This is a genomic window from Pseudoalteromonas sp. SWYJZ19, assembly GCF_015864375.1.
In the GTDB taxonomy this organism is placed as follows: Bacteria; Pseudomonadota; Gammaproteobacteria; order Enterobacterales; family Alteromonadaceae; genus Pseudoalteromonas; species Pseudoalteromonas arctica.
Window position 1 is genome coordinate 1 of sequence record NZ_JADYXI010000028.1, and the last position, 12,212, is coordinate 12,212.

At 62.9% G+C, this 12,212-nt stretch carries 20 protein-coding genes; 9 read left to right on the top strand and 11 right to left on the bottom strand.

What is annotated here, in order from left to right; all coding sequences use genetic code 11:
* From I6F45_RS19295 to I6F45_RS19335, 9 genes are all read left to right on the top strand, one after another.
* A partial coding sequence (locus tag I6F45_RS19295) for a hypothetical protein (protein WP_197161729.1) occupies positions 1-652 on the top strand: 652 nt, incomplete at its 5' end.
* A gap of 3 nt (positions 653-655) precedes the next feature.
* Positions 656-2,551 carry a hypothetical protein gene (locus I6F45_RS19300; protein ID WP_114488112.1) on the top strand — a complete coding sequence of 632 codons (1,896 nt, stop codon included), beginning with the start codon at positions 656-658 and terminating at the stop codon, positions 2,549-2,551.
* Between the two features lie 9 nt (positions 2,552-2,560).
* On the top strand, positions 2,561-3,709 hold the full coding sequence (locus tag I6F45_RS19305) for a hypothetical protein (protein ID WP_114488113.1): 1,149 nt from the start codon (positions 2,561-2,563) through the stop codon (positions 3,707-3,709).
* A gap of 4 nt (positions 3,710-3,713) precedes the next feature.
* The gene (locus I6F45_RS19310) at positions 3,714-4,463 is read left to right on the top strand and encodes a hypothetical protein (protein ID WP_114488114.1); all 750 of its coding nucleotides are present in this window, start codon (positions 3,714-3,716) and stop codon (positions 4,461-4,463) included.
* Positions 4,460-4,897, top strand: coding sequence for a hypothetical protein (locus I6F45_RS19315; RefSeq protein ID WP_114488115.1), 438 nt, complete (start codon positions 4,460-4,462; stop codon positions 4,895-4,897). Before I6F45_RS19310 ends, I6F45_RS19315 begins: the two co-directional genes overlap by 4 nt.
* Positions 4,894-6,735, top strand: a complete 1,842-nt coding sequence (locus I6F45_RS19320) for a hypothetical protein (RefSeq protein WP_197099271.1) — start codon at positions 4,894-4,896, stop codon at positions 6,733-6,735. The genes I6F45_RS19315 and I6F45_RS19320 overlap by 4 nt, the downstream gene beginning before the upstream one ends.
* Positions 6,719-6,937 carry a hypothetical protein gene (locus tag I6F45_RS19325; protein WP_114488314.1) on the top strand — a complete coding sequence of 73 codons (219 nt, stop codon included), beginning with the start codon at positions 6,719-6,721 and terminating at the stop codon, positions 6,935-6,937. Before I6F45_RS19320 ends, I6F45_RS19325 begins: the two co-directional genes overlap by 17 nt.
* Positions 6,938-6,939: 2 nt before the next feature.
* Positions 6,940-7,518: a glycoside hydrolase family 19 protein gene (locus I6F45_RS19330; protein WP_181870817.1), complete on the top strand. Its 579-nt coding sequence runs from the start codon at positions 6,940-6,942 to the stop codon at positions 7,516-7,518.
* Complete coding sequence (locus I6F45_RS19335; RefSeq protein ID WP_114488316.1) at positions 7,515-8,021, top strand: lysis protein; 507 nt, start codon at positions 7,515-7,517, stop codon at positions 8,019-8,021. The genes I6F45_RS19330 and I6F45_RS19335 overlap by 4 nt, the downstream gene beginning before the upstream one ends.
* 175 nt (positions 8,022-8,196) lie before the next feature.
* Here the strand turns inward: I6F45_RS19335 and I6F45_RS19340 are convergent, their stop codons facing one another.
* From I6F45_RS19340 to I6F45_RS21550, 11 genes are all read right to left on the bottom strand, one after another.
* Positions 8,197-8,415 carry a hypothetical protein gene (locus I6F45_RS19340; RefSeq protein ID WP_114488317.1) on the bottom strand — a complete coding sequence of 73 codons (219 nt, stop codon included), beginning with the start codon at positions 8,413-8,415 and terminating at the stop codon, positions 8,197-8,199.
* On the bottom strand, positions 8,412-8,954 hold the full coding sequence (locus I6F45_RS19345; protein WP_114488318.1) for an HNH endonuclease signature motif containing protein: 543 nt from the start codon (positions 8,952-8,954) through the stop codon (positions 8,412-8,414). The genes I6F45_RS19340 and I6F45_RS19345 overlap by 4 nt, the downstream gene beginning before the upstream one ends.
* Positions 8,951-9,247: a hypothetical protein gene (locus I6F45_RS19350; protein WP_114488319.1), complete on the bottom strand. Its 297-nt coding sequence runs from the start codon at positions 9,245-9,247 to the stop codon at positions 8,951-8,953. Before I6F45_RS19350 ends, I6F45_RS19345 begins: the two co-directional genes overlap by 4 nt.
* Positions 9,248-9,509: 262 nt before the next feature.
* Entirely contained in the window at positions 9,510-10,130 is a 621-nt protein-coding gene (locus I6F45_RS19355; RefSeq protein WP_114488321.1) for a hypothetical protein, read from the bottom strand.
* On the bottom strand, positions 10,127-10,339 hold the full coding sequence (locus I6F45_RS19360) for an excisionase (RefSeq protein WP_114488322.1): 213 nt from the start codon (positions 10,337-10,339) through the stop codon (positions 10,127-10,129). Before I6F45_RS19360 ends, I6F45_RS19355 begins: the two co-directional genes overlap by 4 nt.
* Positions 10,333-10,560, bottom strand: a complete 228-nt coding sequence (locus tag I6F45_RS19365) for a hypothetical protein (protein WP_114488323.1) — start codon at positions 10,558-10,560, stop codon at positions 10,333-10,335. Before I6F45_RS19365 ends, I6F45_RS19360 begins: the two co-directional genes overlap by 7 nt.
* The gene (locus I6F45_RS19370; protein WP_114488324.1) at positions 10,557-10,904 is read right to left on the bottom strand and encodes a hypothetical protein; all 348 of its coding nucleotides are present in this window, start codon (positions 10,902-10,904) and stop codon (positions 10,557-10,559) included. Before I6F45_RS19370 ends, I6F45_RS19365 begins: the two co-directional genes overlap by 4 nt.
* Before the next feature lie 192 nt (positions 10,905-11,096).
* Positions 11,097-11,324 (bottom strand): hypothetical protein, encoded by a 228-nt coding sequence (locus I6F45_RS19375; RefSeq protein WP_114488325.1) that lies wholly within the window; start codon positions 11,322-11,324, stop codon positions 11,097-11,099.
* Positions 11,321-11,806 carry a hypothetical protein gene (locus I6F45_RS19380; protein WP_114488326.1) on the bottom strand — a complete coding sequence of 162 codons (486 nt, stop codon included), beginning with the start codon at positions 11,804-11,806 and terminating at the stop codon, positions 11,321-11,323. Before I6F45_RS19380 ends, I6F45_RS19375 begins: the two co-directional genes overlap by 4 nt.
* Complete coding sequence (locus I6F45_RS19385; protein ID WP_114488327.1) at positions 11,787-12,047, bottom strand: hypothetical protein; 261 nt, start codon at positions 12,045-12,047, stop codon at positions 11,787-11,789. Before I6F45_RS19385 ends, I6F45_RS19380 begins: the two co-directional genes overlap by 20 nt.
* Positions 12,044-12,169 (bottom strand): hypothetical protein, encoded by a 126-nt coding sequence (locus tag I6F45_RS21550; RefSeq protein ID WP_267907111.1) that lies wholly within the window; start codon positions 12,167-12,169, stop codon positions 12,044-12,046. The genes I6F45_RS19385 and I6F45_RS21550 overlap by 4 nt, the downstream gene beginning before the upstream one ends.
* Positions 12,170-12,212 lie beyond the last annotated feature (43 nt).

The window sequence follows — 12,212 nt, forward strand, 5'->3', positions numbered from 1 at the left end:
TACCGGCGGGGGTGGGGGCGGCGGGGGCGGTTCGTCCACATCCTACGCCTGGCTGGAATGCGGCAACCCGCAGGTCTTGAGCGGAACGGCGTTCAACTTAACCTTTGACGCAGGCCCCGGCGCGGACGGCACGTACTCCTGGACGACCATCACCCTTAAAGGTGGCGGCCTTGGCGCAACCTCCGGCACGTTCACCGTGTCAGGGGGTCAAGGGTCCTTCTCTGTACCAACAGTCTCCGGCTGGCTGGTGAACAGCACGCACCACGTTTTCGTGGAAAATCCGTCGTCCATCACGGTGGGCCAGTCGGTTGTTCTCTACAACTACAACGCCGGTTCTTGGCCTGTGCCAAACCCCAGCGTTCCCCTCACGATCAAAGCCCCGGCAGACGTGGTGCGCGATCCATTGGTGAGCGGCAGCGCTACGACCGGCGCGGTGGCCGTTGGTGGCGTCTATCCGGGCGGCATTCGAGACGACAACGGCGCTACTGTGTACGTCAACGTGATTCCAAGCAGCCTTGCAGGCTTTGGGAACGTGTACGACCCTCCGGCATCTGGCGGAGCCGTGTGGTCTTCCGGTGACCTGACGGCAGGCCAAAAATCGCTGATGAGCCGTGACGGCGTGCTCAAGACCTATTTCCTCGCAGGGGCATAACACATGGCAACCGGATACGCATACCTCGAACCCCAGCGCCGCCGCGCATCGCGCAAGGTCACAGCAGGCTCTTCGCACACGAAGACAACCTACAAGACCGAGAAGACACAGGAAACCTTGGTCAACGAACTCACTGACGACGGCACGGGTGGCCTCGGTGATTTCGGCACGGTCAACTACGGCACGGGCGCGCTGAATGTGCGCCTGGTCGAGCTTGACCTGACGACGGAAGGATACAAAAGCGATCACGAAGATGCCGAATCCTTCGAGAGCTATCTGGAGCCTTCCACCGGAGGTGACAGCGCGCAGAAAGGCGGGGAGTACGGCGACACATCCGTGGGTGAAGAGCTGTTGGCCGCTTCGACGCTGACGGTGACGTACGCGACAGACTTCGCCAGCACGGTCACTACGGAGTACAGCTTCAAGCCCCCGACCATCACGATTGACCTGTGCCCATACACCAGCGACTACGTGGTGCCAAACAGCGTGCAGTTCACCTGGATGGGTCACACCTATGCGGACTACGACGGCGACCTGATTCGGGATCGCACGACCCCGGGCACCGGTTTTTTCGCAGGCCGAGTCAACTACGCGGGCGGCATCGCCGAGATCACAGACTACGTGGTGGACCCCCTCTACGACGCCGAAGACCTGACCATCACAAGCCTCTGGACTGTGCGTCAGAAGTGGACGACTGCCAGCATTTTCATGCGCACCCAGATCGCCCCCCTGAAGCCCGCCGGGTTCGTGATGAACCTGTCGGACACGGAGGGTAACGCGATCACCGCCAGCGCGGGCATCGACGGCGTGATCGCGGGGACACACCTGCGCGGCAAGGTGGACTTCGAGACGGGCGTGGTCGAGTTGCAGTTCGGCGACTACGTTCTCGACACCTCGCTGACCGTCGAGCAGAAGCTGGAGTGGTGGTACGACGCGGACGACGTGGGCGCAGTTGAGGCGCTGAAAATCTGGCGCCCATGGCCTGTGGACCCAACCACACTGCGCTACAACAGCGTGGCTTACTTCTACCTCCCGCTGGACGCCGACGTGTTGGGCCTGGACCCCGTGCGGCTGCCACAAGATGGTCGCGTTCCCATTTTCCGCCCCGGTGGCTTCGCCGTGGTCGGCCATACGGCGGTAACCAGTCCGGCCACTGTGTCGAACGGGCAAACCATCGACCTGGCCCGCACGCGCCTGTCTCGCGTTCGGGTGATCGGCGATGACGGTGACACGATCAACACTGGCTACACGGCCAACCTGGAAGCAGGAACGGTGACGATTGTGGACACCACCGGTTGGAGCCAACCCATCACCATCGAGCACCGCATCGAGGACTTGGCCCAGGTCAGCGATGTGCAGATCACAGGCCAGATTGGCTTAACACGTCAGCTCACACACGACTTTCCGGTGCCAGGTAGCTACGTCTCGGGCGCCCTGATCGCGGGAGACCTGCGTAGCCGCATGTCCTTGATGTTCGACCAAGGCTCCTGGGATGGCACCACATGGTCGGATGTGGTGGACGGCTCTCCTGCCACGGGGACCTACAACAACACGCTGGCCCCCGTAGAGGTGAACAACCTTGGTGCCGTGACGGAGCGATGGGCTTTCCGTTTCACCAGCACCACGGCATTCCAGATCATTGGCGAACATGTCGGTGTGATCGGGACCGGGACCATCAATGCTGACTGCTCGCCGAACAATCCGGCCACTGGTACGCCGTACTTCACCATTCTGGAAACCGGTTGGGGTTCCGGCTGGTCGGTGGGAAATATCGTACGCATGAACACTGTCGGTGCGCAGTTCCCCGTGTGGGTGGCGCGCACGGTGCAGCAGGGCCCAGAAGCCGGCCTGGACTATTCGTTCTCTCTGATCACACGCGGTGGCGTGGATCGCCCGTAAGGATTTCCGATGACCTCTCCGGTTGACACGTCCGTCAAACTCTTCCGCAGCACCATGCCGGGTGCACCAGCGTTGCGCGGCCAAGTTGGCAGTCTGATCTCTTTGCTGGACGCCTGTTTGGTAAACGGTTGGGGCAGTCAGACCGCCTCGTCGGTGATCATCACGGGTGGTGTAGCCACGGCCACATTTCCAGCCGATCACGCAGCCGCCGTCGAGTCGGTGGTGCTGGTCGCAGGGGCGACACCTGCTGGGTTGAATGGCGAACAGAAGGTGACCGCGGTGGCACCGAACGTCATCCGGTGGGCAACTGCTGAAGCTGACGGCACAGCCACCGGCACAATCACGGTGAAGATGGCTGCGGCTGGCTGGACGAAGGTTTACACCGGCACCAACTTGGCAGTCTACAAGTCGGCCGACCCGCAGGCCCACGGGCAGTTTCTGCGCGTCAACGACACCGGCACGACGGCGGCGCGGGTGGTCGGGTACGAGAATATGACTGCGGTGTCTACCGGCACAGGTCTTTTTCCTACGAGCGCGCAGCTCAGTGGCGGTTTCTATTGGGGTAAGTCTCACACGGCTGGTTCCGCGGACGTGGCGTGGGCGATTGCGGCCGACAGCCGTGCCTTCTACTTCAACGCTGCGGCGTATGTGACGACCGGAGGGCCAACAGCCAACGGTGGTGCGGCTTACTTTTTTGGCGACCTCGTGCCGCATAGTCGGTCCGGGGACGCCTACGCAACCATGCTGACCGGCGCGCCAGGTTCGGTGTGGGAAAGCTACGGTGGTCAGTACATCCTGTCTTCGGACGTAGCAACGCGCGCGATACCTCGCAAGGTAGACGGGACGGGGACCGCGATACAACCAGAAGTCTCGCCGTACACCGCGTACAACCTTAGTTTCTTGCCCAACACCGTGAATGGACGTGTCCCGTTCACGCCGATCATGGTGCGGGACTCGCAATCGCAAACAGGCATTCGTGCGGACATACCGGGGGGCAGGTTGTCACTGCACTTCGGCGCCGAAACTGTACTCTCCGAGCATCAAATCTTCTACGACACAGATGGTCGTGCTCGCGTGAACATGCTCGCGCCGAACAACATGACCAGTGCGTCGGGTTTCAACTCCCTCGCGGTTGATGTGACCGGCCCCTGGAGGTAACGCCGTGGCCGCACACAAATATTGGCGTGCCAAGCTGATGACGGCCCCCACGCTGTCCACGCTTGAGCTGTCTGAGTTTCACCTGTTCGACGGCGCCACGCGCGTCGATGCGGCGGCCACGCTGACGGCGAGTGCGGCCCCCACGGGTCCGCTGACCAACCTGTCTGACAACAACACGGCCACAGGCTGCTACTGGAGCACCGGAGGTGATGCGGTGGTGCTGACATGGACGTTTCCAACGGCCGTACAGGTTACAGGCATTGAGCTGGGCGCGCGCACCACAGCCTCTCGATTCCCCACCGCTCTGGTCTTGCAGGGGGGAGATGCCGTAACAGGAACGGGTCCTAGCCCAGAGTACACCACACTGATGGGGTTTGGTGTGAAGGCATTCGCCTCTGCCGCCAAGACGGGGGTCATGCTGCAAGCTGTGCAGCCCACGGACGGTGGGGTGATCTACAGCGCGTTTGACTTTCAGACACCCAGCGGCATCGGCCGCGTACCCTACGACGTGAAGCGAGAGATTCTGCCCGCCACCACGCCGAAGACGTACACCCCGCAGTTTGCCAAGGTGCGCCTGGTGCGTGACATTGACGGCAAGGTGATCCGCGAAGAGTGGTCGGACCCGACCACGGGGGAAGGCGCGTTCGAGGGTGTGGACGAAAACTACACGTACAGCGTAATCGCCATCTACCCGAGCGCCGATTTCCGCGCCGTCATCGCCGACCGCATCGAGCCCGAGGGCTACCCAGGATGACCACGCTGGCACTCTCGGCTGCTGCGCGCGCGGCTGCGCTCGTGTCAGCTCGACCTGCTGTGCTGCAGGCTCTGATCGACCTGGCCGACGCAGGCTCTGGTCCCGCGCAACTGGAAATCTACGGCACGACGCGCCCGGCCACCTCTGGTGACGTTCCGGGGGGCGCCGCCCTGGCAACCTTGGTGCTCACGAAGCCGTGCGGCACGGTCGAACTGACAGGGATTCTGCTCACGCAGGAGTCTGTGATCGGCGACCTGATCGCAGTCAACGGGGCAGCGGTGTGGGGCCGGCTGGCAACCAGTGAAGGTGACCCCATCGCCGATGGCGACGTGACCGACATGGCGGGCGACGGGCCGTTCAAACTGGACGGCGCTGACGGCGTGAATCTCTACGCAGGAGGCCGGGCGATACTGGGCGCAACGGCGCTCTCATGAGCACGAGCCTGATCTTCTCGGCCGCCCCAACCACTGGGCTGCCGGTACACCTGGTGTTCGGTGATGAGCCGACAGCCGACATCCCGAGCGTTGCCGTTTACGTCGAGGGGGTCTTCGACCTGGTAGCGGATGACGTTTTCGACCTGACAGGCGCGGTTGCGTTTGAATACGTGAGCGGGGCCGAGCGCCCCGACGTGGGCGAAGTGCGCTCTGTCTACCAAGGGGCCGCTGCGTCCCAGGAGCCGATGCGCGGTGTGTGGCAAGACAGCACGCCTCTCGTTCCCCACTGGCAGAGCCGTTGGCAAGACGCAGACCCCGTTGAGTCGCCCACCGACCTGCGATGGCAGGACCAAGAGCGCCTGCGCAGCGACAGCACGTCGCATTACCAGGAGGCGGCGCCCCTGCAGACGACACTGGGTTCCGAATTTCAGGACCAAATTCGACTGCGCAACGACGCCTGGGCTCGATTCCAAGAAGCGCTGGGCATACAAAGTGCGCGCACGACCAAGTTTCAGGACACCCTAAACGACCGGCGAAATTCAACCGCAGGGCGTTTTCAGGAAGCCGTCGGATACTGGAATTCAATTCTGGAAGGCTACCAAGATGCGCTGCCGTTCGGTGCACTGCTCGCCGGCCGATACCAAGAGGCCATGCCACCACCGGCGGGTATCTGGGTTCGGCCACCCGTGCCCGGACCGGACCCGTGCTACCTGCCTTCGTTGCCGGTACACCTGGTGTTCTCCGAGGCGCACGTCGATGCCGCGCACCTCGTTTTCATTTGCGAGCGGCACGGTGGGCCAACACCGGGCGGCACGGTCGTTGTCCCGATCAAAGAGGTCTACCTGGTGATCAACAGTGCAGTTCTGATTCGAGTTGAGGGTGCGGTGCCGATCCCCACGCTGTCCATGTCCATGTCGCTGGACGTGGACTCGTGGACGTGGAGCTTCAGCGCCTCCGTACCAGGCTACGCGCTGGCCGACATTGAGCCCGAGGACGGCGTGCCCGTGGACGTGCAGGCGACGATCAACGGCACGCCCTACCGCTTCATCGTGGAGTCTATCTCCCGCGAGCGCACGTTCGGCCGGAGCGACCTGCGCATAGGTGGCCGTGGCCGCGCGGCGGTGCTCGACGCCCCGTACGCGCCGATCATGAGCTTCGGCAACGAGTTTGGCCGCACGGCTGAACAGCTCATGAACGACATCCTGACCGACAACGGCGTGCCGCTGGGCTGGGACGTGGAGTGGAACCCGGACGACTGGAACGTGCCTGCGGGCGTGTTCAGCCACCAGGGCAGCTACATCACCGCGCTGAACCAGGTGGCCGGGTCGATCTCGGCGTACCTGCAGCCCCACAACACCGACGAGGTGCTGCGGGTCCTGTCGCGCTACCCCGTGGCGCCGTGGGACTGGGCGGGCGTCACACCCGACTTCGAGCTGCCATCGGCGGTGATGAGCCGCGAGAGCATCGAGTGGCGCGACAAGGCCCGCTACAACCGGGTGTACGTCATGGGCCAGCAGGTTGGGGTCAACGGCCGCGTGACGCGAGAAGGCACCGCTGGCGACTACCTGGCGCCCACCATCATCGACCCGCTGATCACCGAGGCGGTGGCCGCGCGCCAGCGGGGTATCGCCGTGCTGTCCGACACAGGCCGCATCGCCACAGTGGGCCTGCGCCTGCCGGTGCTCGCTGAGACCGGGATCATCGCCCCGGGCAGCTTCGTGCGCTACTTGGATGGGGGCATCGAGCGCATCGGTCTCACGCGCAGCGTGCAGGTCGAAGTTGGGCTGCCGTCTATCTGGCAAACCTTGGGGGTGGAAACACATGTCGAACCTGTTTAGCCGGTTCCAGAAGCTGATCCCCACCTACCCGTTGCGCGTGGGTGAGGTGATCGCCTATGCCGACGGCGTTGCCACCATCCAGGAGCAGGGTGGTATGGCTACTGCACGCGGGGAGGCCACCGTGGGTGACCGCGTGTTCTTCCGCAACGGCGCAATCGAAGGCCCCGCGCCGGACCTGACCATTGAGATTATCGAGGTATGACCATGACCTTCACGGTTGAACAACTCGCGGCGGCCACCAGCGCGCCGTACGGAAACGCGCAGACCTACCACCAGCCCCTGCTGGATGCCATGGGTCGATTCGACATCTGCTCTCTGCAGCGCCAGGCGGCGTTCCTCGCCACCGTGGCGGTGGAGTCGGCGCACCTGTCGGCGGTGGAAGAGGGCCTGTACTACAAGGACGCCTCACGGTTGGCGCGCATCTACCCCCGCGCGTTCAAGAGCATGGCTGACGCCGAGCCATACGCACGCAACCCCAAGGGCCTGAGCGAACTGCTCTACAAAGGCATGCATGGCAGAGGTTTGGTGCAGCTAACTTGGCGCAAAAACTACGAACGCGCCGGCGAGTCGCTGGGGTACGACTACGTGGGCAACCCCGCGCTGGTCACCACGCCAAAGCACGCCGCGCTGACGGCAGCCTGGTACTGGCACGACGCCAAGTGCAACGACCCGGCCGACAAGGGCGACATGACCGAGGTGACGCGGCGGGTGAACGGGCCAGCGCTCATGCACCTGGCCGAGCGCAAGGCGCAGTACGAGACTGCGCTGAAAGCACTGACATGATCGGGCTGCTCAAATTCTGGCGCGAGGCGCTGATCGTGGTGCTCCTGCTGGCGCTGGCCGGGCAGCAGGTGAGGGTGGCCGGCGAGAAGTCGGCGCATCAGAAGACGAAGGCCGACAACGCCGAGGTGCTGCGCGTGTTGGCCGACAAGACACTGAAGGCGTACCAGGCGGTGGTCGCCGAGGACGATGCGCGCAAGGCGGCCGTGGCCGCTCTGGACGAGAAACACACGAAGGAACTGAACCATGAAAAGCGCAAGCTGGAAACTCTGCAGTCTGATGTGCGCGCTGGCCGTGTCGGGCTGCGGATCAATGCCAAGTGCCCCGCCCCAACCGGAACTGGTGTGCCCCAAGCCCCCGGCGCCACCAGCGTGGTTGATGCAGGCGGCCCCCGACTTACTGACGCCGCTGAACGGGATTATTTCAGTCTCCGAGCCGGGATTGAAACTGCCCGCCAGCAAATAGCGGGGCTGCAGGATTACGTCAGGGGTGTTTGCCTGAAGTGATCAGGTTCAGGTCGTCCCTGCGCCACCCACTCTGCGTATAGTGCACGAAGTTTGGGGTGGCGCAGTGCCCTTCTCCAGAACGATCTCTAGGCGAGGACGAACACCTTGTCACCGCGAATCTCAACCACAGGGTGTGGGTACTGCTTGCGAAAAGCCACACGACGTTGATGCGAGTTCATACCTTCCTCCGACGCTTCGGCAGCGGGCACCACGCCTGCCAGAACGGATCACCGTGGTAGTCGCCGTATACCGCCACGCCGCCCGCGCCGAGCAGTTGGACCTTGGCGCCGCGAGGGCACGTGGTCATGTCCTCGTTCCAGAACACGTCGGTGGCGACGGCCACGGTCTGGTCGGCGTTGAGCTTGTGGGCCGGTTGTTCTGCTGTTTCGGTCATAGCGTGTTGCTTTCGTGCAGTTCTCGTTTTGCCGCGAGGTAGGCGGCCGATGCGGCTTCAGGTGTTGGGAAGCACCCCAGATACTTTCGGGCGCCTCTGGCTGCGATGCGCGCCATGTAGGGGTTGGGCAAACCCGGACGAGGCATCTTGAACACACCTATCGGTAAGTCTTCCTTCTTCCCGCGCATGAGCGCCCTGCGATTTTCAGCGTTGCCCATCGGGCAAACGACACGAAGGTTGTCCAATCGGTTGTCATATTTGTCGCCGTTCCGGTGGTCGATAATCCCGTTGGGCCAGTGACCATGTGTGTAGAACCATGCGACACGATGACTCCAGTATGTTTTGCCGTCGATGCGGATGTTGGTGTAGCGCAGTGTTGAGCACCCTGCAGGGCGACCGGCATGCTGCGTGTTCCAACTGCGCCATCGTCTTTCATCGCCGTCGAAATCTTCGAGGCCACGGGGGTGCCACGTGAACACGCCATTATCCGGGTCGTAGTGCAACACCTGTCTCAACCGCGCCAGTGAAATCCGTTTCATGGATTAACCTCGTAAATCAGTAGGTTATAGTTGCGCGCAAGAGACACAAGATGGTCGTTTCCCCCTGCACACACCAATGCGTCTGAGTGGAAAACAAGTGTGTAGTTCCGCGCCCGCTCCCGGGTTTCCACCGGCTGCATCGGGCAGATCGGGTAGACATCGACGGGCAGGCGGCTGCCGCGCGGCGGGTGGGACAGGCCGTTCGTCACGAAGCTGGTCGGGGTGATCCCGGCCATCAGTTCGGCATCGGCCAGGTGGTCGGCGGTTACGGGGCCGTGGAGGATCACTCGCATACGCGATACCTCACGATGTCGCCAGGGCGGCCGGTGTGACCCCAGTCAAAAGTTTGACCCTCACCGCGCGTCTGTCTACCCGAACGGGGCTGGAGGGCAACGACGACACCGGAAGCTACGGGACACGCACCGCCGGCCCAGTCGATCCACTCCGGCACACGCCCCACACCCTGCACCCCCTGGATCAGCCGCAGCACGCCGTCGATGTCGGGACCGCGCGCGGTGTACTCGGCGGTGCCCACTTGGAATTGGACTTCGTAGGTCATGGCTTGACCACCTTGTAGGCGACGATGTTCCGGTTGCGCAACTCGCCTGCGGTCCAGTCGGATTCCGGGGTCGTGTACGCTTTGTTGTCCCGTTCGGACCGGAACAACCAGCCCGCCATTGGTGTGTTAGGTGGCAGCTCGCGCGGGTGGCCTTCCACCCAGTCGCCTGAATCGTCGGGATACCAGGGGGTGGTGTCGGCCTTCGGCTCCATCATGAGGGCCGCCCACTTGACGAAGAACTCGCCAATCACCTTGATCTTGTCGTCGCCGCACTGCGCGCCGAAGAACTCTTGGTTCTGCTGTACCAGGCCCATCGCGGCGTTGAGGTCGCTGGTCGCTTGGAGCCAGAGGTTTTCGTAGATGGGCGGCTCGGGGTCTTTGCGCAAACCCATGTCCTGCGCAAATTTTTCGTTCTGCTCTGCGAACCCAGCCAAATCGCCCTCCGGCGCTTGCCCAGTAAGCGCTCGCAGCTCTTCTTTCAGGAGCGCGTCGAGGTGGACCTGCAGCGCGGTGCGGGTGGACTCGGGGAGCCCCGGGCCCATTACGGGCGGGCGAAGCTGGTTGGTGGTGCATTCGATGGCGGTACGGATGCGCGCGGTCAGTTGGTCGAGGTTCACATGGTGCTTTCTCCGACTCTTCGCCGGGGTTTGGTGTTTTGTTCGGAACGAGCCCACCTGTTGAACCCATCCATGTCGATCAGCAAGCGCCCATCCGGCGCCCGCACGTACTCGCGGCCCTCGACCCACACGCCGTCTTCGATCTTGCGGGCCAAGGCCTTCTCAGAATAGCCAGTCTCCTGGCAGAACAGGGGGATGCGTTTTAGCATGGTGCCCCCTTGACGTGCGGAACGCCGCGTGCTGTGGTCAGCGAGGCGATCAGCGCGTCGAACGACGCACCAGCAGGCGCTGGGTTGATCTCCAGCAGTTCCGTCGCCATGTCCTGCTGGGCCGCCTTCCACACCTTGCGCGCCACTTCCTTCGCTGCCGGGTTCAGCGCCACGCGCGCCGGGTTGCTGGTCCACCAGGATTCGAATCGTTTGTCGTTCATGGCATTGCCTTTCCAATTTCGGCGGCGGCGTGGGTTATGGCCCAGCGAGTGGCGGCGTGGGGGTCTGGAGTTATGTCGTACTCACGGTAACCAAAGTCGCCCTTGATACCGATACCCACCGCGTTGTCAAAGACCGTCACCGACATGCGCAACTTCACCGCCAGAAGCAGGGCATCGCCATCGTTGACGAGGGGGTTCCAGTAGCTCGTGATCGCACCCCGGCGAGAACCCAGTTCTAAGCACACACCGACTTCTTTATCCACCACGGTGTAGTTACAGAAATTCGGGTTCCGCAGGTTGTGCATGGCCTTCGCAGCCAGCTCCAACATTTCGTCTTCGCTCATCGCACACCTCCCCGCAACCGCGACTCGCGCACCCACCCGTCACGGCAGGCTGTGTCGCACCACCGCTGGTCGTCGGCAACGATCTCGTCGCAGTACAGGCACCGACCGGTGGCCGTGGGGCCAGTCGGCTTGCGGCTGGCTGCGAGCAGGTAAGGGGCCTCGCGCTCGGCGCGGTCTTGGCTCAGGTCGGCGTCATCCACGCTTCACCCCCTTCTTGACAGCCGCCTTGCGTGCTTCCTTGAAGAAAGCGAGGTCTGGCGACTTGTTCTGCAGCTTGGCGTTCAGCAGGCCCAGGCGGATGACACCTTGGATATTGGCCGCCGTGTTGTTGAGTTCGTGGGCCACTGCTGGCTCCACTTTGCCTGCGCGGATGTCTTTGTAGAGACCCGTCAATTCATTGGTGAGTGCTTCGAGGTTCATGGTGCGACTTTCTGTTTTCTGAGTTCACGTTTGATCAGCATCTGGGTGCGGAAGATCGGGAGCACTTCGTCGGGCACGTCCTTGCTGGTCAGACCGACAGACCCGTATCCGTGCGCCACGATGCCCCGAACACTGGCATCGTTGAGGTCCTGCCAGCGCTGGGCTTGGTTTGCCAGTCGGCGCTCGCGGTGGCGTTCATAGTCTGCGCGCCGGAGTTCCGCTACACGCTCGGGGTTGGCCTCCCTCCATCTGCGGACGCATTCGCGTTCCTTTTCTGGGTTGGCCTCGCGCCACGCTTTGTTGCGAGCAAGAATTTCCTCTTTCTTGCGCCGGTAGTAGTCCTTCTTTTGCACGCTGACCTTGTGCTTTTTCCAGGTGAGTAGATGCGCGTCGTGTAGCACCGTCGGGTATCCGGTCATCCACGCTGGCGGCGTGTAGTACTCCGGCGCGAGCATCGAAGCGTCAAACTTGCGTCTTGGCATGTTGGCGCTCCAAAATCGCCGCATCAATCGCCTCGCGAACCGTGGGCTTCTGCGCGCCGACCTGACGCACAGGCGTGCCCTCCAGCACGGCGAACTGCCCGTCGATGCACATGACCTTCCACTGGTAGGTCTGCAGCGCGTCGAGGCGCAGCTTGTTCAGGTTGGCTTTGTAGAGGTGGGCGACGAAGCCCAGGCCCAGCAGCGCGAAGCCGATGAGGCCAAACCATTCGATTGGTGTCATTGGTGTTTCTCCAGGCGCTGGCGCACCATCTTGAAAGCGGTAACGAGGATGAAGAACGCTGCTCCGGCACCGAGGGCAAGCAGCGTCATGCCGATTGCAAAAATCCATTCGAGTGGGGTCATGTGCTCTCTCCTTTGTTGACGACCAGCAGTGCGGCGATGCACA

Bases quoted from the DNA above. Each gene is read 5' to 3' on its own strand.
- I6F45_RS19300 (WP_114488112.1), top strand. From the start codon at position 656: ATGGCAACCGGATACGCATACCTCGAACCCCAGCGCCGCCGCGCATCG.
- I6F45_RS19305 (WP_114488113.1), top strand. From the start codon at position 2,561: ATGACCTCTCCGGTTGACACGTCCGTCAAACTCTTCCGCAGCACCATG.
- I6F45_RS19315 (WP_114488115.1), top strand. From the start codon at position 4,460: ATGACCACGCTGGCACTCTCGGCTGCTGCGCGCGCGGCTGCGCTCGTG.
- I6F45_RS19320 (WP_197099271.1), top strand. From the start codon at position 4,894: ATGAGCACGAGCCTGATCTTCTCGGCCGCCCCAACCACTGGGCTGCCG.
- I6F45_RS19325 (WP_114488314.1), top strand. From the start codon at position 6,719: ATGTCGAACCTGTTTAGCCGGTTCCAGAAGCTGATCCCCACCTACCCG.
- I6F45_RS19330 (WP_181870817.1), top strand. From the start codon at position 6,940: ATGACCTTCACGGTTGAACAACTCGCGGCGGCCACCAGCGCGCCGTAC.
- I6F45_RS19335 (WP_114488316.1), top strand. From the start codon at position 7,515: ATGATCGGGCTGCTCAAATTCTGGCGCGAGGCGCTGATCGTGGTGCTC.
- I6F45_RS19340 (WP_114488317.1), bottom strand. From the start codon at position 8,415: ATGACCGAAACAGCAGAACAACCGGCCCACAAGCTCAACGCCGACCAG.
- I6F45_RS19345 (WP_114488318.1), bottom strand. From the start codon at position 8,954: ATGAAACGGATTTCACTGGCGCGGTTGAGACAGGTGTTGCACTACGAC.
- I6F45_RS19350 (WP_114488319.1), bottom strand. From the start codon at position 9,247: ATGCGAGTGATCCTCCACGGCCCCGTAACCGCCGACCACCTGGCCGAT.
- I6F45_RS19360 (WP_114488322.1), bottom strand. From the start codon at position 10,339: ATGCTAAAACGCATCCCCCTGTTCTGCCAGGAGACTGGCTATTCTGAG.
- I6F45_RS19365 (WP_114488323.1), bottom strand. From the start codon at position 10,560: ATGAACGACAAACGATTCGAATCCTGGTGGACCAGCAACCCGGCGCGC.
- I6F45_RS19370 (WP_114488324.1), bottom strand. From the start codon at position 10,904: ATGAGCGAAGACGAAATGTTGGAGCTGGCTGCGAAGGCCATGCACAAC.
- I6F45_RS19375 (WP_114488325.1), bottom strand. From the start codon at position 11,324: ATGAACCTCGAAGCACTCACCAATGAATTGACGGGTCTCTACAAAGAC.
- I6F45_RS19380 (WP_114488326.1), bottom strand. From the start codon at position 11,806: ATGCCAAGACGCAAGTTTGACGCTTCGATGCTCGCGCCGGAGTACTAC.
- I6F45_RS19385 (WP_114488327.1), bottom strand. From the start codon at position 12,047: ATGACACCAATCGAATGGTTTGGCCTCATCGGCTTCGCGCTGCTGGGC.
- I6F45_RS21550 (WP_267907111.1), bottom strand. From the start codon at position 12,169: ATGACCCCACTCGAATGGATTTTTGCAATCGGCATGACGCTGCTTGCC.